Origin of the sequence: Halomonas sp. LC1 (genome assembly GCF_030247125.1) — a bacterium.
GTDB lineage: Bacteria > Pseudomonadota > Gammaproteobacteria > Pseudomonadales > Halomonadaceae > Vreelandella.
In genome coordinates, this window is the sequence record NZ_JASSPG010000005.1 from 137779 (window position 1) to 160652 (window position 22874).

At 55.9% G+C, this 22874-nt stretch carries 19 protein-coding genes; 11 read left to right on the forward strand and 8 right to left on the reverse strand.

Annotation, left to right across the window (positions count from 1 at the left end; genetic code table 11):
* Window positions 1–27 precede the first annotated feature (27 nt).
* Window positions 28–936 (forward strand): LysR family transcriptional regulator, encoded by a 909-nt coding sequence (locus QIT27_RS09650; RefSeq protein WP_285263645.1) that lies wholly within the window; start codon window positions 28–30, stop codon window positions 934–936.
* Between the two features lie 63 nt (window positions 937–999).
* Here the strand turns inward: QIT27_RS09650 and QIT27_RS09655 are convergent, their stop codons facing one another.
* Window positions 1000–2511 (reverse strand): NCS1 family nucleobase:cation symporter-1, encoded by a 1512-nt coding sequence (locus QIT27_RS09655; protein ID WP_285263646.1) that lies wholly within the window; start codon window positions 2509–2511, stop codon window positions 1000–1002.
* A gap of 613 nt (window positions 2512–3124) precedes the next feature.
* On the opposite strand from QIT27_RS09655, the gene QIT27_RS09660 reads away from it, so the two are divergent.
* The 4 genes from QIT27_RS09660 to preA are packed head-to-tail and all read left to right on the forward strand — an operon-like array spanning window position 3125 to window position 8222.
* A complete protein-coding gene (locus QIT27_RS09660; RefSeq protein ID WP_285263647.1) occupies window positions 3125–3991 on the forward strand; it encodes a nitrilase-related carbon-nitrogen hydrolase in 867 nt (288 codons plus the stop codon).
* Between the two features lie 31 nt (window positions 3992–4022).
* Complete coding sequence (hydA, locus tag QIT27_RS09665) at window positions 4023–5462, forward strand: dihydropyrimidinase (protein ID WP_285263648.1); 1440 nt, start codon at window positions 4023–4025, stop codon at window positions 5460–5462.
* A 40-nt stretch (window positions 5463–5502) separates the two neighbouring features.
* Window positions 5503–6882: an NAD(P)-dependent oxidoreductase gene (locus QIT27_RS09670; protein ID WP_285263649.1), complete on the forward strand. Its 1380-nt coding sequence runs from the start codon at window positions 5503–5505 to the stop codon at window positions 6880–6882.
* A complete protein-coding gene (preA, locus tag QIT27_RS09675) occupies window positions 6879–8222 on the forward strand; it encodes an NAD-dependent dihydropyrimidine dehydrogenase subunit PreA (protein WP_285263650.1) in 1344 nt (447 codons plus the stop codon). Before QIT27_RS09670 ends, preA begins: the two co-directional genes overlap by 4 nt.
* A 104-nt stretch (window positions 8223–8326) precedes the next feature.
* Here preA and QIT27_RS09680 read toward each other — a convergent pair whose 3' ends face one another.
* Together QIT27_RS09680 and QIT27_RS09685 are read right to left on the reverse strand one after the other, a co-directional pair.
* Window positions 8327–11371 carry an efflux RND transporter permease subunit gene (locus QIT27_RS09680; RefSeq protein ID WP_285263651.1) on the reverse strand — a complete coding sequence of 1015 codons (3045 nt, stop codon included), beginning with the start codon at window positions 11369–11371 and terminating at the stop codon, window positions 8327–8329.
* A 1-nt stretch (window position 11372) separates the two neighbouring features.
* Window positions 11373–12470 carry an efflux RND transporter periplasmic adaptor subunit gene (locus QIT27_RS09685; RefSeq protein WP_285263652.1) on the reverse strand — a complete coding sequence of 366 codons (1098 nt, stop codon included), beginning with the start codon at window positions 12468–12470 and terminating at the stop codon, window positions 11373–11375.
* 147 nt (window positions 12471–12617) lie between these two features.
* On the opposite strand from QIT27_RS09685, the gene QIT27_RS09690 reads away from it, so the two are divergent.
* Window positions 12618–13241, forward strand: coding sequence for a TetR family transcriptional regulator (locus QIT27_RS09690; RefSeq protein WP_285263653.1), 624 nt, complete (start codon window positions 12618–12620; stop codon window positions 13239–13241).
* A gap of 69 nt (window positions 13242–13310) precedes the next feature.
* Here the strand turns inward: QIT27_RS09690 and QIT27_RS09695 are convergent, their stop codons facing one another.
* Entirely contained in the window at window positions 13311–13760 is a 450-nt protein-coding gene (locus QIT27_RS09695) for a GNAT family N-acetyltransferase (RefSeq protein ID WP_285263654.1), read from the reverse strand.
* A gap of 216 nt (window positions 13761–13976) precedes the next feature.
* Here QIT27_RS09695 and pcsA point away from each other — a divergent pair, with 216 nt between their 5' ends.
* Window positions 13977–14675, forward strand: a complete 699-nt coding sequence (pcsA, locus tag QIT27_RS09700) for a phosphatidylcholine synthase (protein WP_350338770.1) — start codon at window positions 13977–13979, stop codon at window positions 14673–14675.
* Window positions 14675–15283, forward strand: a complete 609-nt coding sequence (locus tag QIT27_RS09705; RefSeq protein ID WP_285263656.1) for a DNA-3-methyladenine glycosylase I — start codon at window positions 14675–14677, stop codon at window positions 15281–15283. The genes pcsA and QIT27_RS09705 overlap by 1 nt, the downstream gene beginning before the upstream one ends.
* Before the next feature lie 20 nt (window positions 15284–15303).
* Here QIT27_RS09705 and QIT27_RS09710 read toward each other — a convergent pair whose 3' ends face one another.
* Window positions 15304–16746 carry an aminotransferase-like domain-containing protein gene (locus tag QIT27_RS09710; RefSeq protein WP_285263768.1) on the reverse strand — a complete coding sequence of 481 codons (1443 nt, stop codon included), beginning with the start codon at window positions 16744–16746 and terminating at the stop codon, window positions 15304–15306.
* Window positions 16747–16913: 167 nt separating this feature from the next.
* Here QIT27_RS09710 and QIT27_RS09715 point away from each other — a divergent pair, with 167 nt between their 5' ends.
* Entirely contained in the window at window positions 16914–17123 is a 210-nt protein-coding gene (locus QIT27_RS09715) for a DUF1127 domain-containing protein (RefSeq protein ID WP_285263657.1), read from the forward strand.
* A 22-nt stretch (window positions 17124–17145) separates the two neighbouring features.
* On the opposite strand, the gene QIT27_RS09720 is transcribed toward QIT27_RS09715, so the two are convergent.
* From QIT27_RS09720 to aptA, 3 genes are all read right to left on the reverse strand, one after another.
* Window positions 17146–17766 carry a TetR/AcrR family transcriptional regulator gene (locus tag QIT27_RS09720; protein WP_058578125.1) on the reverse strand — a complete coding sequence of 207 codons (621 nt, stop codon included), beginning with the start codon at window positions 17764–17766 and terminating at the stop codon, window positions 17146–17148.
* A 113-nt stretch (window positions 17767–17879) separates the two neighbouring features.
* The gene (locus QIT27_RS09725; protein WP_285263769.1) at window positions 17880–19376 is read right to left on the reverse strand and encodes a CoA-acylating methylmalonate-semialdehyde dehydrogenase; all 1497 of its coding nucleotides are present in this window, start codon (window positions 19374–19376) and stop codon (window positions 17880–17882) included.
* Window positions 19377–19406: 30 nt separating this feature from the next.
* A complete protein-coding gene (gene aptA, locus QIT27_RS09730; RefSeq protein WP_285263658.1) occupies window positions 19407–20780 on the reverse strand; it encodes an omega-aminotransferase AptA in 1374 nt (457 codons plus the stop codon).
* A gap of 306 nt (window positions 20781–21086) precedes the next feature.
* Here aptA and QIT27_RS09735 point away from each other — a divergent pair, with 306 nt between their 5' ends.
* Both QIT27_RS09735 and QIT27_RS09740 read left to right on the forward strand, forming a co-directional pair.
* Window positions 21087–21329, forward strand: a complete 243-nt coding sequence (locus tag QIT27_RS09735; RefSeq protein ID WP_285263659.1) for a hypothetical protein — start codon at window positions 21087–21089, stop codon at window positions 21327–21329.
* Window positions 21330–21392: 63 nt separating this feature from the next.
* The gene (locus tag QIT27_RS09740) at window positions 21393–22868 is read left to right on the forward strand and encodes a sodium:solute symporter family protein (protein ID WP_285263770.1); all 1476 of its coding nucleotides are present in this window, start codon (window positions 21393–21395) and stop codon (window positions 22866–22868) included.
* Window positions 22869–22874: the final 6 nt, after the last annotated feature.

Below are 22874 nucleotides of genomic sequence, written 5' to 3' on the forward strand. Positions count from 1 at the left end.
CGCCCTTTTTATCAAGAAGAGGTAGTTATGGCAGCACTGGGCCAAATGAGCGACTACGACATACGCTTGGTACGTATTTTTAAGACGGTGGTGGAGTGTGGGGGGTTTACCGCAGCGGAGACCACGCTAGGCATTAGCCGTTCGGCCATCAGTCAGCACATGAGCGACCTGGAAAGCCGTTTGGGGTTTTCGCTTTGCCAACGGGGGCGCGGTGGCTTCAGCCTGACAGAAGAGGGCAAAGAGATTTACCAAGCCGGGCTGACGCTGCTCACGGCGCTGGAGACGTTCAAAAGCGATGTGAACGCGCTGCATCACACCATCAAAGGCGAGCTAAATATCGGCATTACCGATAACTTGGTCACGCTGCCCGCCATGAACGTGACCCATGCCCTGGCCGCATTGACGGCGCCGAACCACGAGGTCACGGTGCATATTCACATGGAGCCCTCCGACGCGGTGATTCGCGGCGTGATGGATGGCCACCTGCACGTGGGTGTGGTGCCTGCCGTGAACCTGCCCACCAGCCTAGCAACGCGTTTACTCTACGACGAGCCCTCATACTTGTACTGCTCCGCTGATCACCCGCTGTTCAGCCTGCCCGACGACGCATCGACCTCAGACCACCTTACCCGCTACCCCGCCATCCGACCGCGCTACCCGCTTCCCGATACCGCACGTCAGGCTCATGAAGCCCTCAACCTACAGGCCTCGGCATCCGATCGAGAAGGCGCGGCATTTCTCATCCTCACCGGGCGCTTCATCGGCTTCCTACCCGAGCATGTGGCCGCGCAGTGGGTAGCGGCAGGCAAAATGCGCGCCCTGCACCCGACCACCCAGCACTACCGTATTCCCTTTGTGTTAGTCACCCGCCACGACCGTCGACCGAATCGCGTGGTGGATGCATTTTTGGGGTTTATTAAACAGCGCGAGCCATAAAGCGTAACGCCCGGCGGAGCGCCGGGCGTTACGGTGTGGGTCAGCCGTTAATAGGATGACGGCCTACTTAACGATCTCACTTGCCGCCAGAGGCACAGGCCCTGCCTGGGGCGACGTCGCGAGCGCTTGGCTGGCGAGGTAATAGACGACTGCTCCCAACGCGGAGCCCGTAAACCAGCCGTAGTCATAAAACCAGTTCATGGTGCCGGTTAGCAGCGAAAGCAGCGTTAACGCAACCGGAACCCCAAAGGCGATAAAACCGGCCATATTGACGGCGGGATAAGCATGGTGGTCCATATACAGGCTCGGCACATCCAAACGCTGCTTTTTAATCAGGAAGTAATCCACCGCCATAATGCCAGCGATAGGACCCAACAGGCTGGAGTAGCCTAATAGCCAGTTGGAGTACATTTGTTCAAGGGAAACGCCGGGGGCGATGACGCCGGCTTTTTGCAACAAGTCATAACCCATCAGCAGCACACCGACCGCACCGGTCATGAGCACGCCACGCGTTTGGTTAATCAACTTCGGCGCAATATTTTGGAAGTCATTCGTTGGCGACACGATATTGGAAGCAGTGTTGGTGGAAATAGTCGCGATGATAATCAGCAGCATGGCCATGATGACCCAGAAGGGGCTATCGATGTAGCCAATCAAACGTACGGGGTCGGCAACCGTTTGCCCTACGAGATTTTCCGACGCAGCGGTAAGCACCACCCCCAACGCAGCAAAGAAAAACATCGTGAGCGGCAGGCCAATAATTTGCCCTACAATTTGATCTTTTTGGCTTTTGGCAAAGCGGCTAAAATCGGGAATGTTCAGAGATAGCGTGGCCCAAAATCCCACCATGGCCGTTAAACCTGCAAAAAAATAGCCGTACACCGAGGCCCCTTCAGGGCGCGACGGCGGCTGTGCCAATAGCTCGGTCATCGACATATTCGGCCATGCCCACATCATAAGCCCAATACCCACGGCTAAGAGCAAAGGAGCCGCCAGCGTCTCCAGCCACTTAATCGACTCCGCGCCCCGGATCACTACATAGAGGTTCATAGCGCCGAAAACAAAAAAGCCAATCACTTCCCCCACGCCCCCTAGGGCTGCCCAGGCGGGAATCAGCTCCGACAACAGCAGGTGAATGGCCAAGCCGCCAAACATGGTTTGAATACCGAACCAGCCGCAGCCCACCAGCGCACGTACTAGGCACGGCACATTCGAGCCCAAAATACCGAAGGATGAGCGCAATACCACCGGAAAAGGAATACCGAACTTAGTACCGGGAAAAGCATTCAGCGTCAGTGGAATCAGTACGATCACGTTGGCTAGCAAGATGGCAAAGAGCGCCTCCCCCACGCTTAAGCCAAAATAAGCGGTTAACACCCCGCCCAGCGTATAGGTGGGTACACAAATCGACATTCCTACCCACAGCGCTGCAATGTTCCACTTGCTCCACGTGCGCTCACTTGCCTGAGTAGGCGCAATATCTTCATTGAAACGAGGACTCGAACGAACATCGTCCTCAACGTGGAGTTCAATCAGCCCCTCTCTGTCTACCATCTGGGTTCTTGAGCCTGTCATTTTATTCTCCTCAGCAGCGACATTGCCGACCGCATTCACGGCTTCAGCTTTTGTTGCAGCAATAAACATGCCTAAACACACCGCATGACAGTTAACTTATTGAGCAAAAAGCTGACTTAATCGACAGATAGGCAGTCACCGCACTCTCACTTGTTGTTGTGTTTTTTTGAATGCGACGTAAGACCACTAAAAACCTTAGTTGGTTAAAAAAATAACGCACCAAAAAGATACAAAAAAATCGTTTAAAACCCTATAAAAAAATATCAAACCATTGATTTTTAAAAGTATAAAAAAATCACCAAACATGTGCATGCATTCACCAAATCAGGAAAAACAGCCTTAACAAAAAACAAAAACATATAAAATCAATAACTTGAAAGCACACTCATCATTAGATAAAAAAATCTTGAAAAGTGACCACACAAAGGTCTATGTTCAAAAAGCTGTCAAATATGACAACTTTTAAAAAAACAATAAACACTCGGCTTTATGCCGGTGTCACCACACGCCAAGTGACCGTCATCACACTCATAAATATTAGCGATTAGTGTTTTTAACTTGCCGTGATGCGCTAGCCAATGCGGTGAGCGCGTATGACACGAGAGGGCTTTGTATGCAAAAGATGAAAATCGGCCTGATTCAAATGGGCCTAAAAACCAGTACCGACCTGGAACCCGCCGCTATTCGAGACGCGATGAACGAAGCGCATCTGCCGCTGATAAAACAAGCCGCTGAACAAGGCGTGCAGGTGCTGTGCTTCCAGGAAGTGTTTAATCAACCCTACTTTTGCCCCAGCCAGGACAGCAAATGGTACGCCGCTGCCGAGCGGGTGCCGGAAGGCCCCACCTGCCAGATGATGCAGAAGCTCGCCGCCGAACACCGCATGGTGATCATCGTCCCTATCTATGAAGAAACCGAGACCGGCGTTTACTACAACACGGCAGCGGTATTCGACGCTGACGGTAGCTATCTGGGCAAATACCACAAAACACACATTCCCCAAGTGGCTGGCTTTTGGGAAAAATTCTTCTTTAAGCCGGGCCAATCCAACTGGCCGGTGTTCGATACCGCCTACGGCAAGATCGGCGTGTACATCTGCTACGACCGCCACTTCCCTGAAGGCTGGCGAGCACTGGCCCTTAACGGTGCCGAAGTCATCTTTAACCCCTCCGCGACTGTGGCCGGGCTATCTCAATATTTATGGGAGCTTGAACAACCCGCCTCGGCTGCCGCTAACGGCTGCTTCATCGCTGCCATCAACCGCGTAGGCAGCGAAGCGCCTTGGAATATCGGCGACTTTTACGGCTCCAGCTACATCGTCAACCCACGCGGCAAGATCGAAGCCCAGGCCAGCGAAACCGAAGACGAGCTGCTGGTACACGAGATCGACTTAGACATGGTGCGCGAGGTGCGCAACAACTGGCAGTTCTTCCGTGACCGCCGCCCGGAAACCTACACCCGCTTAACCGACGGCGAATAAGCCCCTCAGTCAATTATCCCAGGAGTGAACCATGAGTTTATTGATCAAGGGCGGCACCGTCGTCACCCACGCCGACACCTACCACGCTGACGTGCTCTGCGTCGATGGAAAAATCCACGCCATTGGCACCGATTTAGACGTGCCGGAAGGCTGCGAGATTGTCGATGCCAGCCACCAATTGGTGATGCCCGGCGGTATCGACCCCCACACCCATATGCAGATGCCGTTTATGGGCGCGGTGGCCAGCGAAGATTTCTACACCGGCACCGCCGCGGCCATGGCAGGGGGTACCACGACCATTATCGACTTTGTGATACCGAGCCCCGGCCAGTCGTTGCTGGAAGCGTTTAACACCTGGCAAGGCTGGGCAGAAAAAGCCGCCACCGATTTCGCCTTCCACGTGGCGATTACTTGGTGGGACGAGAGCGTCAAAGAAGAGATGGGGACGCTGGTGCGGGAGCACGGCGTTAACAGCTTCAAGCACTTTATGGCCTACAAGGGCGCGATCATGGCCACCGACGATATCCTGGTGGAGAGTTTCTCGCGGTGTTTAGAGCTTGGGGCGATCCCCACGGTACACGCGGAAAACGGCGAGCTGGTCTACCACATGCAGCAAAAGCTGCTCGCCCAGGGGATGACCGGGCCAGAAGCGCATCCGCTTTCCCGACCGCCTCAGGTGGAAGGCGAAGCCGCCAGCCGGGCGATTCGTATTGCCAGCACCCTCGGTGCACCGGTTTATTTGGTGCACGTTTCCACCAAGGACGCGGTGGACGAAATCGCCTACGCCCGCCAGCAGGGCCACCCGGTATTTGGCGAGTGCTTAGCGGGCCATCTGGTAATCGACGACAGCGTTTATCAAAACCCGGACTGGGCAACTGCCGCCGCCCACGTCATGAGCCCGCCCTTCCGCCCTAAAGGCCATCAGGAAGCGCTGTGGCACGGCCTTCAATCCGGCAACCTGCAAACCACCGCCACCGACCACTGCTGCTTCTGCGAAGAGCAAAAGGCTGCTGGTAAAGATGACTTCACCAAGATCCCCAACGGCACCGCAGGCGTGGAAGACCGCTTGGCCGTGCTGTGGGACGAAGGCGTGAATACCGGCAAGCTATCGCCCCAAGAGTTTGTCGCGGTCACCTCCACCAACACCGCCAAAATCTTCAACCTCTATCCGCGCAAGGGGGCGATCCAAGTGGGCTCCGATGCTGACATCGTGGTGTGGGACCCGAACGGTACGCGCACGATCTCCGCGAAAACTCACCATCAGAACGTCGACTTCAACATCTTCGAGGGCAAAACGGTGCTCGGCATTGCTCGTCACACCATTAGCCAGGGCAAGTGGACATGGCGTGATGGCGAGCTACATGCCGAACGCGGCGCAGGGCGCTACTTAGAACGCCCCGCCTACCCCGGCGTGTTCGAGCTGCTCGCAAAACGCGCCGAGCTGAATGCACCCGTGGCGGTAACTCGCTAATCCCGGCCCCTACGAAGAACAGAGCAATGGAGAAACGACCGTGACCCATTCACTTGATCATCTGCCCAGCGCAAAAGAGGTCGACACCTATGACCCAGCGACGTTGGCGCATAATTTCAGCGACCTTCACCCGCCGCTGACGCCACGCCAAGCCATCATTGAAAGCCAGCGCTGCCTCTACTGCTTCGACGCGCCCTGCGTCGAGGCTTGCCCGTCGGATATTGATATACCGAGCTTCATCCGCCAAATCAGTGAAAACAACATTAATGGCGCAGCGGAAACCATTCTGGAAGCCAATATCCTTGGCGGCAGCTGTGCCCGCGTATGCCCCACCGAAATTCTCTGCGAGCGTAGCTGCGTGCGTAACCACGACGCGGAATGCCAGCCGGTGCTGATTGGCCTGCTCCAGCGCCACGCCACCGATCATATGCAGTTTGAGAGCCACCCCTTTAAGCGCGCCGCCAGCACTGGCCGACACATCGCCGTGGTGGGTGCCGGGCCTGCGGGACTCTCCTGCGCGCATCGCTTGGCAATGCTGGGCCATCAGGTGACGATTTTTGAGGCCGAACAAAAGCCCGGCGGGCTTAACGAGTACGGTATCGCCCGCTACAAAATGACCGATGACTTTGCCCGTAAAGAAGTCGAGTTCTTACTGGAAGTCGGCGGCATCGACCTTCAGTACGGCCAGCGCCTGGGCGACAACCTTACTCTCGACATCCTGCGCCAGCAGTACGACAGCGTATTCCTGGGTTTGGGGCTGGGGGCCAGCCGTACGCTGGGGCTAACCGGCGAGGATGCACCGGGCCTGATGCCTGCGGTGGACTACATCAAAACCCTGCGCCAGACCGATGATCTGGGCAGCCTGGCCCTGGCCAAGCGCTGCATCGTGATTGGCGCAGGCAATACCGCGATCGATATGGCCACGCAAATGGCGCGACTGGGCGCTGCCGAGGTCACGCTGGTGTATCGCCGTGGCGTTGAGGCGATGTCCGCCACCGACCACGAACAGGAGATCGCCAAGGCCAACGGCGTGCGCATGATCACCTGGGCGCAGCCGGACGAGATTCTGCTGAATGAGCAAGGGCAGGTGGCAGGCATGCGCTTTGCTAACACCCGCGATCAAGAGGGGCGATTAACACCCACCGGCGAATCCTTTGAGATTCCGGCGGATGCCGTTTTCACCGCCATCGGCCAAGGCTTCGCTGGCGAAAGCCTACACGACGCCACTGCCGCGGAGCTTGCCCGCGACGGCGAGCGCATTCACGTCAATGAGATGCTCCAAACCTCTCTGCCCAACGTTTACGCCGGGGGCGACTGTTTGAAATCCGGCCAGGATCTCACCGTACAAGCCGTGCAGCACGGCAAACTGGCGGCCCACGCCATTCATCAAGCGCTCGCCGCCCAGCAGGAGGCCGCATGAACACGACGCCTTTCAACACGCTCTCTTTTCCAGGCAAAAAAAACAGTGGCGACAGCGTCGTCAATGGCGTTGATCTGTCGGTGAATTTTGCCGGTATCAAAGCTCCGAACCCGTTCTGGCTGGCCTCTGCCCCGCCCACCGACAAAGCCTACAACGTCGTGCGCGCCTATGAAGCGGGCTGGGGCGGCGTAGTGTGGAAAACCCTCGGCGAAGAGCCTGCGGCGGTCAACGTCTCCTCCCGCTACTCCGCCCACTACGGCAAGAACCGCGAAGTCATCGGCTTTAACAATATCGAGCTGATTACCGACCGCTCGCTGGAGATCAACCTTAAAGAGATCACCCAGGTGAAGAAGGATTGGCCCGACCGTGCACTAATCGTCTCCATCATGGTGCCTTGCAACGAGGAAGCCTGGGCATATATTTTGCCACTGGTAGAAGCCACCGGTGCAGATGGCATTGAGCTCAACCTGGGCTGCCCTCACGGCATGCCGGAACGCGGCATGGGCGCGGCGGTGGGCCAAAACCCCGACCTGATCGAGAAAGTCACCTACTGGTGTAAGAAGCACTACTCCAAGCCGGTGATCGTCAAACTCACCCCCAACATTACCGATATTCGCGTGGGTGCCCAGGCGGCGCTACGTGGCGGCGCGGATGCGGTCTCGCTAATCAACACCATCAACTCAATCACCAGTATCGACCTGGACAACATGGTCGCCAAACCCACCGTAGGCCATCAGAGCACCCACGGCGGCTACTGCGGCAGCGCCGTCAAACCCATCGCCCTGAACATGGTGGCAGAAATTGCCCGTGACCCAGCCACACCTACGCTACCTATTTCAGGCATCGGCGGGATTTCCACCTGGCGGGATGCGGCGGAATTTATCGCCCTGGGCGCAGGCAGCGTGCAGGTGTGCACCGCTGCCATGCTCAACGGTTTTAGGATTGTAGAGGAGATGAAAGACGGCCTCTCCCGCTGGATGGCGGAAAAAGGCTACGACTCCATCGAGGCGTTTTCCCGCAAGGCGGTGCCACACACCACCGACTGGAAGCATCTGGACATCAACTTCAAGACCATCGCCCACATCGATCAGGATTTGTGTATTGAGTGTGGCCGCTGCTATATCGCCTGCGAAGATACCTCCCACCAGTCGATTGCCAAGCTTACCGAGCAGGACGGCGCCCGCCGCTATGAGGTCATTGAAGAGGAGTGCGTTGGCTGTAACCTCTGCCAGATCACCTGCCCGGTAGAGAACTGCATCACCATGGTGCCGCAAGAGACCGGCAAACCGTTCCTCGCTTGGGACAACGACCCACGCAATCCCTTCCGCGTTGCCTCGTAAACCGTTCTCCCCCATCCAATGCTCGATATGGCACCGCCCTCTTTAGTGAGGGCGGCTGTCATTATGCCTTCAAATAGTGTCACTCATGATCGGCAAAGACTGCCTTAATCCTCATGAATCTTGATCTGATAAAGCACGCAGTAAATCACCGGCAGCACGATAAGGGTGAGCAGTGTGGCCACCCCAAGCCCACCTATCAGCGCGACCGCCATGCTGGCAAAGAAGGCATCACTGATCAGTGGAATCAGCCCTAGCATGGTCGTCAGGGCGGCCATGGATACGGGCCGAACACGGCTAATGGCGGCGCGCACCACGGCGTGATAACGATCTTTGTGCAACGGCAGCTGCACATTGATCTCTTCTACCAAAACAATAGCATTTTTAATCACCATCCCGATCAAACTCAGCGTGCCCAGCAGCGCCATAAACGAGAAAGGCAGCCCGGTTAGCAGTAACGCGGCCACTACGCCGACAATGGTCAACGGCACCAAAAACCAGATCGCCAGCGGCTGTCGGAAGTTATTAAACAGCACAACTGTGATAATAAACATTATCACTAAGCCAAGCGGTAGCGACAGAAACAAAGCACTCCGAGCTTCGCCAGCAGCCTCGAGCTCGCCCCCCCACTCAAGCCTGTAACCGGGTGGCAATTCAAGCGCTTCAACTTGAGGCCGAACCTGAGCCAGCACACTCGCAGCTGTAACCCCACTAAGCGGGTCGGGTTCGCCATATACCGCCAGCATGCGTTCACGGTCACGACGCATAATCAGTGGATCCGCTACTTGGGTTGTCACATCGCGCATCACTTGATCTGCCGTGATGTAACGCCCCTGTTCGGCGCTCCATACGTTTAGCGACCCCAAGTTGTCGATATCATTACGCTGCTCCGGTATCGCTCTGGCAACAATCGGAATTAGGTCGCTGCCGTCACGATAGATCCCCACTTGGCTTCCACTGGTGCTCAGCGCCAGTGTTGCTGCCAAATTCTCACGCGTGACCCCCAACCGTCGCGCGGTGTCTTCGGCGAAAATAGGCACTACGGCCTGAACACGGTTACGCCAGTTGGTGCGCACGCTGACCATATTGGACGTATCGCTAAACAGGGCTTCGACTTGCTCACCGAGCTGGCGTAATACGGCGGGGTCGCTGCCGTAAACCCTGGCTTCAATCTTGGCTTTCGGGGCAGGCCCCACTTCCAGCGGGGCAATTTTATAGTCGATATCGCTGTGATCGCGCTCAAGTACCGCTTCGATATCCGCCATGCGCGCTTGCTGCGTCGCTTTGCCATCGGTCTCGACAATGAGCTGTGAATAGCTAGCATGAAAGTCTTCTGGCGCATAGGTCAAGGTAAAGCGCTGGGCACCACCGCCGACCACCGTGGTGAGATGGCGAACCCCCTCCATGTCCATGACCACCTCTTCCAACTCTGCCACCCGTCGCTGGGTTTCCAGAATATCGGTGCCTTCCGGCGTGCGGTAATCAACAAAGAAAATGGGCGTATTCGAGGGTGGAAAAAAGGCGTCCTTAACGAATCCAAAGCCAAATATAGCGCCTGCCAGTATGGCCATCACCAAGCCAAGCGTTAGCCAACGCAGCCGGATACACGCCACAATCACGCGGCTAAACAAACGGTATACCGCCCCTTGGTAAGGGTCTTCGTCTGAGCTGCTAGGCGCCACATTGCGAAATAGCAGTTTGAAATAGAAAGGCGTGAGCGTCAGCGCCGTCAGCCAGCTCAGCAGCAGTGAATAGAGCAACACATAGAACAGCGAGCCGATAAATTCACCTGTATCATCTGGAGACAACCCAATCGGCGCAAAAGCGGCTACCGCAATCAACGTTGCTGCCAGCAGAGGCCATGCGTTTTGTCGAACCACCTGATGCGCCGACTCACGAATACTTTGGCCACGTTTTAAACCCACCAGCATGCCTTCAGTGACCACAATGGCGTTATCGACCAGCATGCCCAGGGCGATAATCAGCGCCCCTAGTGAGATCGTTTCAAGCTGCAAACCGTGGATGCGCATCAGCATAAAAGTGCCAATGATTGTTATCAGTAGCATGAAGCCCATCAACAGGCCGCTACGCCAGCCCATAAACAGCATGAGCACCACAATGACAATCGCAACCGCCTGAATCAGGCTGACAAGAAAACCGGATACCGCCTCATCCACCACGCTCGGCTGGTCATAGACTACGTTAAGCTCCATACCTAAGGGTGTGCGCGCGTCTAGTTCCTCTAGCCGTTGATCAAGGCGGGCACCTACTTCGACCACGTTAACGCCGCTTTCAAACGAGATGCCCAGGGAAATAGCCGGCCGCCCCATATCGCGGTAAAGCTGCTGCGGTTGCTCGGTCAAGCCGCGAGAAACCTCCGCAATATCGCTCAACCTCACCAGCTCGCCATTACCTTCACTGACAATGAGCGCACGTAAATCATCAATATTGGCAGAACTACCCGAAGGCGTTACCCGGAAGCGCTGGCCTCGCTGCTCCAAGTGTCCCGAGTCCACGACAGCATTTTGCGTATCAAGCAGCTGTTGAAGTGAACTTAACGGAATGTTCAGCGCACGCAGCCGCTCACGGTCGACTTCAATGAAAATGCGCTCCTCTCTTACCCCCGCCAATGACACCTTTTCAACGCCGTCAACCAAAGCAAGTTCACGCTTCAGAAACTCAGCATGGCTTTTTAAATCCGGCATGGCGTAGCCGTCACCGGTCAGGTTAATCATCAGACCGAAGACATCGCCAAAATCGTCGTTAACCCGTGACTGGCTTGCCCCTGGCGGCAGGGCCGCCTGAGCATCGCCTACTTTGCGGCGTAATGAATCCCACAGCTGTTGTAGCTCTTCGTTTTGCACCGTGCTTTGCAGCTCGACGGTGATCTGCGAAAAACCATCAGAACTTACCGAGCTGATGCGCTTAATCGCGGGCATTTCTTGAATAGCTTCTTCCAGTGTCGAGGTGACCTCCTGCTCCACCTCTTCTGGCGTAGCACCGGGGTACTGGGTGGTGACCAGCGCATTGCGGATGGTAAATTCAGGGAACTCAAGCTGCCCCATGCCGGTGAAAGCGAGCGCCCCGCCGAGGAGCAGCACCACGGTCATTAAATAACTAGCGGCCCGGTGGCGTAAGAAGTAATCAACCATCTTATAGCCCCTGTTCCTTTTTCCATGGTGTTACACGCATATCAGCGCTGACACGATGGGCCCCCGCTGCCACCACGCGATCATTCGCGGCCAGCTCACCGCTCACTTCTAACCCCTTAGAGGTTAAACGTCCCACCTCGACCGGCACTGCCTCTAAACGGTCCGGCGCCTTAAAACGCCACACCACCGCCTGCTCTGAGTTCTCCCCCTGATAGCTAATGGCGTCAGGCGGCAGATGCCAAGCAAGACGTTCAGACGCAGGTAACAGTTGGCCTAAATCAAGCCGCACCGTGGCGCTCATGCCATCCAGTAGCGTGATATCGTCGGGCTGCGGTAGCCGAAGCGTTACCTCATAAGCCAAGCTCTGGGCGCTAGCTTGGGTGGTATAAGACGCCAACTGGGCAAGGTAAGGTTTTTCACTATTGCCAAACCGCACTTCAAAGGCCATCGCCGTTTCAAACGGTGTTACCTCATCACTGTGGGGTATTTGCTGAACGATTTGCTGCGGTAAGTGAAAGATCACGTCAAGCTGCCCCGGCTGCTGAATCACCGCCACGGTTTCCTGTACCTGGACAATCTGTCGGTTATCCACCGGCACCTGGGCAATCACGCCATCGTAAGGGGCACGTAGCTGGGTACTTTCTAGCTGCTCTTCGGCCTGCTCGAACGTCGCCCGAGCGGCGCGCAGCTCTGCCTCTGACTCATCAAACCGCGCCTGACTAATCGCTCCGCGCTCTAGGGTATAGCGCATGCGTTCGTGGGTTGCCCGCGCCAGCTCCAGGCGTGAGCTGGCGCTATCTAGCTCGCTACGCACATTACGATCGTCAATACGCGCTATCAAGGTGCCTTCTGTCACCCGCTGGCCCGGGCTAACATTTAGCTCTAAAAGTTCACCCGCCATGCGAAACGAGAGATTGCTGCGCGTGGTGGCCTCGACACGCGCAGGAAACTGGCGCTGTAGTGAAGTACTCGATGCTTCCAGTGTAATCAGCTTCACCGGCCGAGGAGGAGGTTCATTCTGGCTTTCAGCATAAGCATCACCGGCTGTCAGCAGCAAGGCCAGCACTGCTGGAAGCAATCGAATCACAGGGTTACGCACAGCGGACTCCTCGGCGGTGTTATTAATACGCAGTCATGAGAATTTAACTGACATTCATGAATGTCAGTTAATGTGTATACTAATCTCCTACTGGCGACTTTGCCATCCAGTAATGCCAATATATGGTTATTTTTCTTAGGAGCTGCTATGTCACGCCGCAATGCTGAGGCTGAACGCACCCGCGAGGCAATTCTAGATGCCGCAGAAACCCAGTTTCTCGCTCAAGGCGTGTCGCGCACCACATTAGCCCATATTGCGTCAGCCGCAGGAGTAACCCGCGGTGCCATTTACTGGCATTTTGAAGATAAAGCGGCTGTTTTTAATGCACTGTTAGAGCGTGTTCGCGTGCCACTCGATGAAATTGTCGATGATGCCATGTTCCGCTTAAGCCATGACCCGATACACTGTTTGCATGCCATTGCCCACAACGCGCTCAGCGCTATCTGCTACGATATACCTCTACAGCGTGCCGCCACCATCGTGCTACACCGCTGCGAAAAACTAGAAGATGATCACCCACGCATTAGTATGATTACTAAGCTTTCAGAATATTCGAAGGCTCGAATAGAACTATTATTCGGACAAATACAGCAAGATGGCCAATTACGCCGAGGGCTTAGCCCTACCAGTGCTCGGATACAGTTTGATAGCTTTTTAATAGGCATTTGTTTTGAATGGCTACAAGACCCGCAACAATTTTCATTGGCGAACGAGTACGAAAGCGTAGTCGAGACGCTGATGCGAGGGATGTTAGTAGAGAACAGGCTATAAATGCGCTGAGCTCCGACTAGAAGTATTTGCGCTACCAGAGAGCATCCGCTAAGTGACGATGAAGCGCGTTTAGGTCACATCGAGCACATAGCCATAAAACGCCGTATTGCGCTGCCAGCCCAGCGACTCGTATAGCCGCTGGGCGCGCTCATTGTCGACCTGCGTCATCAATATCAAACGCGCAACACCATGTTCACGAGCCAATCGAGTGGCCGCTTCCATCAGCGCTCGCCCCGTGCCGTTCTCTCGGCACGCTGGTCGTACGAAAAGATCGTTCAGCGTCCAGCGCGCATTTAGCCCCACGGTGGAGACGCCAGGGTAGAGCTGAACGAACCCGGTGAGCGTGCCATCCTCACCTTCGCTCACCAAGATGCGCGAATCTGCTTGCCCAAACCGTTGGCGCAAAAAGTCACGCGCGGCTTGCCTATCACTTGGCTGCTGATAAAACTGCCGATAGCCGTCTAGTAACTCGGTCAAGGCGTCGAGATCATGAATCGTGGCAGAGCGAACGTGGGACATGCGCTATAACTCCTATATGGGTGAGCCACCGAGTGTCTGGCACACCGCCAAACGCTGAGACCAGACGATTTGCCGCGGATTTTCTGACGACGTTCTGATTGTAGTGTATCGTCTTTTCACCGTTTATCGATTCATCTAACAGCAAGGGGACCACGTGTTCCCACTGGGGTTACCGTGGTCCAAACACTCTTTACTCAAACCGAATCCCGAGCACCGATTTACAAAGCTTGGAGCGTGCATGTTTTTACCGCCAGCGGCGTACTGCTAGGCACGATGGCGCTGCTAGCGCTAATCGACAATAACCCGGTGGCCTGCCTGCTCTGGCTGGGGGCGGCGATGATGATCGATGGGGTGGATGGCACGCTGGCACGCAAATATGAAGTAAAATCCGTGCTGCCGCATTTCGATGGATCAACGCTGGATATGGTGATCGATTACCTCACCTGGGCCTTCATTCCCGCGCTCTTCATTTATTACTTCATCGAACTACCGCCCTATTTAGGGCTGACCTCCGTCTTCATCATACTGCTGTCGTCGATGTTCTGTTTTTGTAACGTCGATATGAAAAGCCAGGATAACTACTTCGTTGGCTTCCCCGCCGCTTGGAACATTGCCGCGGCCTATTTTTACATTCTCGATTTACCGCCGTTCATCACGTTTACCGCCATACTGGTCTTAGCGATGCTGACGGTGACCAAAATGAAGTTTCTGCACCCCTTTCGTGTGCGTTTGTTCATGCCGTTCAATATCGCCGTCACGCTGCTGTGGTGCGTGTGTGCCACCTCGTTAATTCTTTCACACCCTGATTACACCGCCTGGGCACGGTGGGGCTTAGGTTTGACTTCTCTGTACTTCGCGGGCATGTGCTTTTGGCGCACGGCTCAAGAGTGGTTCGGCGGTCAGGTACCGCGCTAATGGCTCATGACTTCATCGCCCCCGACGGTCGCCCCCGCTGCCAGTGGTGTGGCGGAGCGGCGGAGTTCCAGCCCTACCACGATCAGGAGTGGGGCTTTCCCGTGAGTGATGACCAGCGGCTATTTGAAAAGCTCTGCCTGGAGAGCTTTCAATCAGGCTTGAGCTGGCGCACGATTTTGAATAAACGTGAGAACTTCCGCGCCGCCTTTCACCACTTCGACTTTCACCACGTCGCCCGCTTTACTGCAGATGACGTGGAGCGCTTACTGCAGGATGCAGGCATCATTCGTCATCGCGGAAAGATCGAAGCCACCCTCAATAACGCACGTCGGGCCCAGGAGATGGTGGTTCAGGAAGGCTCGCTAGCGGCGTTTTTCTGGCGCTATGAACCGGACAGCGCATCCCGCCCAGACCCACAAACGCAAACCACATCGCCAGAATCGATTGCGCTAGCAAAAGAGCTTAAAAAGCGCGGCTGGACATTTTTCGGCCCCACCACCGCGTTTGCATTCATGCAGGCCATGGGACTGATCAATGATCACTCGTTGAACTGCGTCACTCGGGAATGGGTTGAGCAGGCGCGTGCATTGTTTCAGCGCCCTTCGTAAGCCAGCGCAAAACTCATTTCTTACTTCAGGGCTAGTGAAGGCTCACCTACCTCGCGAAGCATCTCAATCGCTAACTCACCTACTTGGCGCACCGCTTTTTCCATCGCAGGCGTTAGGGTAAACGCGTAGTTCAATCGCAAGCACTGGCGAAACTTCCCAGAGGCCGAGAACAGCGACCCCGGCGCCACATGGATGGCGTGTTGCGCTAAGCGCTCGTTAAGGCGCACGCAGTCGACATCCGCCGGTAGCTCTACCCAGAGTAAAAAGCCCCCTTGCGGGTAGCTAATGCCTGACCCTTTCGGAAAGTAGCGCTGCACCCAGCTAATCATGATATCCCGCTGGCGTTGATACTGGCGGGAAACAGCGCGTAGATGACGCTCAAAATGGCCCTTGGCGACAAACTCCGCCACGGCCAATTGCGGCAACGTGGCAGACGCGCCGGTGGAGACGTACTTCATATGCAGCGCCTTTTCCCGGTAGCAGCCAGGGGCCAGCCAGCCCACGCGCAGGCCCGGCCCTAAGGTTTTCGAGAAACCGCTGCACAGCAGCACGCGCCCGTCGGTATCAAAGGATTTTATCGTGAGCGGCCTGGGTTGGGTGTAGGCCAAATCCCCATAAATATCATCTTCAATAATGGCCACATCAAAACGTTGGGCAAGCTGATAGAGCGCCCGCTTGCGCGCTTCTGGCATGGTATAGCCTAACGGGTTGTTATAGGTGGGCGTTACCTGAATGGCGCGAATAGGCCACTGCTCCAGCGCCAGCTCTAACGCTTCCAGGCTGATACCGGTTTGCGGGTCGGTGGGAATCTCCAGCGCCTTTAAACCGTTGGCTTTCAGAATCTGCATGGTGCCGTAGAAGCTGGGCGAATCTACCGCCACCACATCGCCGGGCTGGGTGAGCGTGCGAAGCGCAATGGAGAGCGCTTCCTGGCAGCCGGTGGTAATCAGCACATCATCCGGATGCAGCAGGCAGCCAGATGCCACCGCCAAGCGCGCCACCTGTTGGCGCAGTTCAGAGCTACCGTTGAGTTTGTCGTAATTAAAGCCGTGCAGATCGTTACTACGATGCAGCCCGGCGAGGATTTTCGACAGCGGCTTTAACGACGCCACCTCAAGATTGGGCACACCGCGCCCAAGCAGCAGCCGTTTGTCGTCTCGCTGGGTAGCTACCAGCTCTAGCACTTGGTCCCACTGGGAGACATCCAGCGGGCACTGGGCTGGTCGCGAAACAGAGGGCAAAACGGAGGGAATACGACACGGCAGCACGAAGTAGCCCGACTTTGGCCGCGACTCAATCAGTGCGGCGTCCATGAGTTGGCGGTACGCTTCTTGCGCCGTTGAGATACTCACATTCAGCTCTTGGCAGACCGCGCGAATAGAGGGTAACCGGTCGCCCACGCGATAAATCCCGTGCTCAATCCGCTCCCGCAACGTTGCCGCCACCTCTTCATAACGCGTCATCACGCCCACCCCCGCTCGGTTCATCTGCCATACAGAAGGCATCTCGTTTCGCCATACAGAGGTATAACACGCCCCATCTGTATCGTAAAAATAAAAAAACCTATATCTGTATTGCCACCAGCAGGCTGCGTAACCTAAACAGGCACCCCACCGCTCGGAGAGCCGCCATGCCACGCTTCAGCCTCACTCAGCTTCGTTACCAGTTAAGCCGCTACCAGCAGCGTCGCCGCAGCCGTCGGCAACTACTCACGCTAGATGACCACTTGCTGAAAGATATTGGCCTCACCCGTGAACAGGCCTGCCAGGAGGGAAAACAAACGTTTTGGAAACCAAAGCACCAAGATAAGAGAGCATTAACAACGCAGCGCCGCGATTAAATGCTTAGGACACTAGCGCCCACTAAGCCGTCAGCCCAATCCCTCTTAAAATCACCGAGGTCACCGACTGCACGGCTTTTTCAAACTGTAAGTCGTCCAGCGGTTTGTCGTCGTTGAGCAGGTAGATTTGGTAGTCGAAGTCGGCGTAGTGCTGGGTGGAGGCCCAGATCATATAGAGCAGGTAGGAAGGTTCGACGGGGTTGATTTGGCCGGAATCGACCCATTCGCGGATTTTCGACTCTTTCAGTTTGGCCCATTCATAGAGGTTATCGCGCAGGCGCTCTTTGAGCATCGGGGCGCCCTGCATCACTTCGGCGGCCCACACTTTGGAGCCGTGGGCGCGGTTGCGGGAGTGGTTCATCTTGGCGCGTATGTAGGTGGAGAGCACCACTCGGGGGTCTTCATACAGCTCAAAGCAGAGCGCGTCCTGCTTCCATAACTCTAACAGCGCCAGTAATACCTCTTGATAGAGTACTTTCTTAGTCGCGAAGTAATAGTGCACATTGGACTTTGGCAGGTCGGCTAACTGGGCAATGTCGCCCATGGAGGCCCCGGCGTAGCCTTTCTCGGCAAACAGCTGCTCCGCCGCCTGAAGGATCTTTTTGACGTTCGTTTGCCGAATTTCGTCCTGTGTTCTCGCCACGCTGGTATCCCTTTGCAACCCTGACCGCTAACAATACGCACCAAAAAATACACCACCGCCCAACAATGATGCAGGCGGTGGTGCAGTGAAGATGGCGCAGTTAGCGCATCGCGTCAACGCTGGTTAGTAGGAAACGAGAACTCCGCCCGTGTGGCTTCGCTAACGGAAGGCCAGCGCTGGGAAACCGCCTTGCGGCGCGTGTAGAAGCGCACCGAGTCTGGGCCGTAGGCGTGAAGGTCGCCAAACAGCGAGCGCTTCCAGCCGCCAAAGCTGTGATACGCCACCGGTACGGGCAGCGGTACGTTCACCCCCACCATGCCGACTTCGATACCGTCGGTGAAGCGCCGGGCGGCTTCGCCATCGCGGGTAAACAGGCAGGTGCCGTTGCCGTATTCGTGGTCGTTGATCAGCTGCATGGCATCGTCCAGGCTGCCGACCCGTACCACGCAGAGTACCGGCCCAAAAATCTCTTCCTGGTAAATGCGCATCTCAGCGGTGACGTTATCGAACAGGCAGCCACCCACAAAATAGCCCTCCTCATGGCCAGCCACGGTCAGGCCACGGCCATCCGCTACCAGCGAAGCGCCAGCGTTCACGCCATCTTCAATAAACCCAAGCACTTTATCGCGATGCTCTGCAGTGACCAGCGGGCCCATATCCAGGCCTTTATCGGTACCCGGGCCTACCTTCAGCTTAGCGATTTTGGGCAGAATGGTTTCCACTAACCGGTCGGCGGTTTCATCACCTACGCACACCGCTACCGAGATCGCCATACAGCGCTCGCCGCAGCTGCCGTAGGCGGCGCCCATCAGGGTATTGGCGGCGTTTTCTAGGTCGGCATCCGGCAGAATCACCGCGTGGTTCTTAGCCCCGCCCAGGGCCTGAACGCGCTTGCCCGCCGCCGAGCCACGGGCATAAATCGCTTCCGCCACGGGTGTGGAACCCACAAACGAAATGGCTTTCACGGCTTTGGCATCTAAGAGTGTTTCCACCGCTTCGCGACCACCGTGAATGACGTTCATCACGCCTTTGGGCAGCCCCGCTTCTTGCAGCAGTTCGGCCACGGCCATGGCGGCCGATGGGTCTTTCTCGGAAGGCTTAAGAATAAAGGTGTTACCGCAGGCAATCGCCATCGGGTACATCCACAGCGGCACCATGGCGGGGAAGTTAAACGGGGTAATGCCCGCGACCACGCCCAGCGGCTGGAAGTTAGACCACGCATCAATGCCCGGCCCCACGTTGTGGGAGTACTCGCCTTTTAACAGTTCCGGCACGCCGCAGGCGTACTCGACGTTCTCGATGCCGCGCTTCAGCTCGCCCATGGCGTCTTCGACCGTTTTGCCATGCTCTTCGCTGACCAGTTGCACGAGACGTTCCGCGTGCTCTTCCAGCAGCTGTTTAAAGCGGTACATCACCTGGGCGCGCTTCGCGGGCGGCGTATCGCGCCAGGCAGGAAAAGCGGCTTGAGCTGCAGCAATGGCACGCTCCACATCCGCCGCGCTGGCATCCGCCACGTGGCGAATCACTTTCCCTGTAGAAGGATTGGTGACATCCAGCGTGCGCTGGCTTTCCACTAGCTCACCGTTAATCAGGTGGGAAACAACACTCATCATGAAACTCCAAAACAGGGTTAGCCAGGGTTACGCCAGTGAATCCAGGGTGGTTGCCACGGCATCGAACAAACGCTCAAGCTCGGCTTCCGTGGTGCCAAACGGAGGGCCGAACTGCAGGGTGTCGCCGCCGTAGCGCACGTAGAAGCCAGCTTCCCACAGCGCCATATGCGCATCGCGGGGGCGAATGGTGGGGTCGCCGCTGCGCGGCGCTAGCTGAAGGGCGCCGGCCAAGCCGTAGTTGCGAATATCGACAATGTGGTTGTGGCCTTTTAAGGCGTGCAGCTTCTGCTCGAATACCGGAGCGATAGCATTCACCTGAGCGGGGAAGTTTTCACGCTCCATCATCTCCAGCGCCGCCAGCCCCGCCGCGCAAGCCACGGGGTGGGCGCTGTAGGTGTAGCCGTGGGGGAATTCAATGGCGTGCTGGGCACCGCCTGCGTGCATAAAGGTGTCGAAAATCTCGCCAGTGGCAATCACCGCCCCCATGGGGATCGCGCCATTGGTGATCTGCTTGGCCACGTTCATGATATCCGGCGTGACGCCAAACGCTTCGGCCCCGGTGGTGGCCCCACTGCGGCCAAAGGCGGTAATCACCTCATCAAAAATCAGCAGAATATCGTGGGCGGTGCAGATCTCCCGCAGCCGATCCAAATAGCCTTTTGGCGGCACAATCACACCCGCCGAGCCCGACATCGGCTCCACAATGACCGCCGCAATGGTAGAGGCATCGTGCAGGGCGATTTGATCCAGCAGCGCATCGGCAAGCTCAGCGCCGGTTTCCGCTTGGCCACGGGTGTACGCATGGCCCGCCTGCAGGGTGTGGGGCAGGTGCGTTACGTCCATCAACTGGCCGTAGTGTTTACGGTTGCCGCCAATGCCGCCCAGGCTGGTGCCGCCAATATTTACCCCGTGGTAGCCCTTGGCGCGGCCGATCATGCGGGTTTTTTCCGGCTTACCTTTTAAACGCCAATACGCCTTGGCCATCTTGACCGAGGTATCGGCAGCTTCAGAACCGGAGTTGGTGAAAAACACGTGATCCAGCCCGGCTGGCGTTAAGCTGGCGATTTTCTCCGCCAGCTTGAACGCCAACGGGTGGGCAATCTGAAAACCGGGGGCAAAATCCAGCGTACCTAGCTGCGCCGCCACGGCTTTTTGGATCTCTTCACGGTTATGGCCCGCCCCGCAGGTCCATAGGCCAGAGAGCGAATCAAACAGCTTGCGCCCCTGGTCATCGATGTAATAACGCCCTTCCGCCCCCGCAATCATGCGCGGGTTGTCGCGGAAATCGCGGTTCGCGCTGAACGGCATCCAGAAATGCTGATTGAGGGCGGTGCCTGATGCAGGCTGCTCAGCCTTTTTTTCCGCTGGCTGTGCGGTCGTTTTACTTTTTAAACCAAACATAGTGTCCAGCTCCGTCGCTATGAGACATGCCCTCAGCATGCGCCACCCACTACGTTTATAAAATTATGCTTTTCTTGAGTTCACGTTAGAGAATCCATACGCAACACAGCGTAAAACGTTGCCTGCTCACCTTGACGTAGCGATTCAAAGCGCCTAATTCTTATATTTATACGAATAAATACAACAAATCAGTGGAACACGCCTAAGTAGCACTCGCACAGACAATGCGCCAAACAGCGCTGTTGTTGCCTGCGTGCACTATGAACACTGCTCACAATTTCAATATAAACAAAGGGCTAACTTGCTATGAAATACTTAACACCCTTAAAGCTATCTATTTATGGCGGCATGCTCTTCAGCTTTTTTATGCTGGAAAGCCCCCTCATTATGCTGGCTAACCGCATAGAACCCATGGTGATGGGGCTCCCTTTTCTGCTGGTGTGGAACTTGTTCTGGTGGTTTGCATTAACGGCGCTGTTTTTGGTGGCTTATTTCACCAATTGGGGCAGCCCCGAACCATCCGCTGTCCAAGCAACTAAACAGCTGTAAAAAAAGGGGTTCACCATGACCGGTAGCTTATTAATTATTGCAGCTTTTATGATAATACCCTTGATGGTGGGGGTTTTATCCGCTCGTCAATCGCAAGAAACCAGCGAGGACTTTTTTGTTCAAGGCCGTGCCATGGGGAGTATCGCGGTCTTCTTCACCGTCGCGGCCACTTGGTGGAGTGCGTTTGCGTTCCTCGGCTCTAATGCCACGTTTTATACCAACGGGCCGGTATTTCTGACGGCGTTAGCCTGGAACCTCCTGTTTGGCTTTATGTATTACTGGATAGGCAAACGGGTTTGGTTTTTAGGTAAACGATTCAATTATTTAACACCTTCAGATTTAATTGGTGATTTTTATAATAGTGAGGCACTGCGCATTACCGTTGCCGCTATTACGCTGATTTTTACCGTACCTTATCTGCAGATCCAGCTCACTGGCGGCGCTTATTTAATCGAGGTCGCATCGGGCGGATTAATTCCTTTCTGGCTCGCCGCCCTGCTGTTTTACTTCATTATTATCATCTACGTATGGATTGGCGGTATCCGCGCTATCGCCTGGACCGACGTTATTTACGGCGCGCTGCTATTCTTCGGCATGCTGTATGCCGGTTACTACATTTCCACCCAAGTAGGTGGCCCCACAGCGCTATTTAGTCAGCTTCAGCAAACCTCTCCTGACCATCTCACCATGCCTGGGCCTAACGGCACGATGGGCTACCCCATGTGGTTCTCGCTGTTTGCTATTACCGCCATTGGTGCCTTTATGGGCCCGCAAATCTGGCTGCGTATGTACTCGGTGAAACACGGCAAGCTGTTTAACTTGATGCCGTTCTTGCTGGGGTTGGCGGCCTTTGCCTATGTAGGCTCGGTGCTGTCTGGCTATTCAGGCGTGCTGCTTGAGCCTAACGTAGCAAATCCTGACCAGATCCTGCCCATTATGCTGATGGAGTATGCGCCTTACCTACTCGCATCACTGATCATGGCAGCCGGTGCTTCAGCCGCTATGTCTACCGCTAACTCGCAGATCCACGCGGTGTCTACCGTGGTGACGATGGATATCTACAAACGCTATGTAAATCGTGACGCAAACCAAGCGCGCATTGTGTATATCGGTCGTTTATCGCTGGTGGGCTTCTCATTGGCCGCTTATATCATGGCGCTTACCGTACCTGGCGTACTGGTCACGATTGGTATTGCAGCACTGGCGGGCACCGCGCAGTTGATCATTCCCACCATAGGGGCTATCACCTGGAAAAAAGCGCACCCCACCGCTGCACTGGCGGGTTTGTGGGCGGGCGTTGCCTGCGTGCTCCTCATGACCTTTGGCCCGCTCAGCGCACCGTTTGGCTACCATGCGGGTATCTGGGGTTTATTGCTGAATGCTGCGCTGTTTGTTGGGCTCAGCCACGCGCTGCATCGACGCGACACAGCGGTCGTGGAACGCTTTACCCAAGCACGCTATGACTATGATGCCGAGTACCACCCAGAGCGCTTACCCGCCTATACGCAAGAAATCACCAATAGCGCTAACCACCAATAAGGAGTG

What these genes read in the sequence shown, in the direction of transcription:
- QIT27_RS09650 (WP_285263645.1), top strand. Translation starts at nt 28, where the DNA reads ATGGCAGCACTGGGCCAAATGAGCGACTACGACATACGCTTGGTACGT.
- QIT27_RS09655 (WP_285263646.1), bottom strand. Translation starts at nt 2,511, where the DNA reads ATGACAGGCTCAAGAACCCAGATGGTAGACAGAGAGGGGCTGATTGAA.
- QIT27_RS09660 (WP_285263647.1), top strand. Translation starts at nt 3,125, where the DNA reads ATGCAAAAGATGAAAATCGGCCTGATTCAAATGGGCCTAAAAACCAGT.
- hydA (WP_285263648.1), top strand. Translation starts at nt 4,023, where the DNA reads ATGAGTTTATTGATCAAGGGCGGCACCGTCGTCACCCACGCCGACACC.
- preA (WP_285263650.1), top strand. Translation starts at nt 6,879, where the DNA reads ATGAACACGACGCCTTTCAACACGCTCTCTTTTCCAGGCAAAAAAAAC.
- QIT27_RS09680 (WP_285263651.1), bottom strand. Translation starts at nt 11,371, where the DNA reads ATGGTTGATTACTTCTTACGCCACCGGGCCGCTAGTTATTTAATGACC.
- QIT27_RS09690 (WP_285263653.1), top strand. Translation starts at nt 12,618, where the DNA reads ATGTCACGCCGCAATGCTGAGGCTGAACGCACCCGCGAGGCAATTCTA.
- QIT27_RS09695 (WP_285263654.1), bottom strand. Translation starts at nt 13,760, where the DNA reads ATGTCCCACGTTCGCTCTGCCACGATTCATGATCTCGACGCCTTGACC.
- QIT27_RS09705 (WP_285263656.1), top strand. Translation starts at nt 14,675, where the DNA reads ATGGCTCATGACTTCATCGCCCCCGACGGTCGCCCCCGCTGCCAGTGG.
- QIT27_RS09710 (WP_285263768.1), bottom strand. Translation starts at nt 16,746, where the DNA reads ATGACGCGTTATGAAGAGGTGGCGGCAACGTTGCGGGAGCGGATTGAG.
- QIT27_RS09715 (WP_285263657.1), top strand. Translation starts at nt 16,914, where the DNA reads ATGCCACGCTTCAGCCTCACTCAGCTTCGTTACCAGTTAAGCCGCTAC.
- QIT27_RS09725 (WP_285263769.1), bottom strand. Translation starts at nt 19,376, where the DNA reads ATGAGTGTTGTTTCCCACCTGATTAACGGTGAGCTAGTGGAAAGCCAG.
- aptA (WP_285263658.1), bottom strand. Translation starts at nt 20,780, where the DNA reads ATGTTTGGTTTAAAAAGTAAAACGACCGCACAGCCAGCGGAAAAAAAG.
- QIT27_RS09735 (WP_285263659.1), top strand. Translation starts at nt 21,087, where the DNA reads ATGAAATACTTAACACCCTTAAAGCTATCTATTTATGGCGGCATGCTC.
- QIT27_RS09740 (WP_285263770.1), top strand. Translation starts at nt 21,393, where the DNA reads ATGGTGGGGGTTTTATCCGCTCGTCAATCGCAAGAAACCAGCGAGGAC.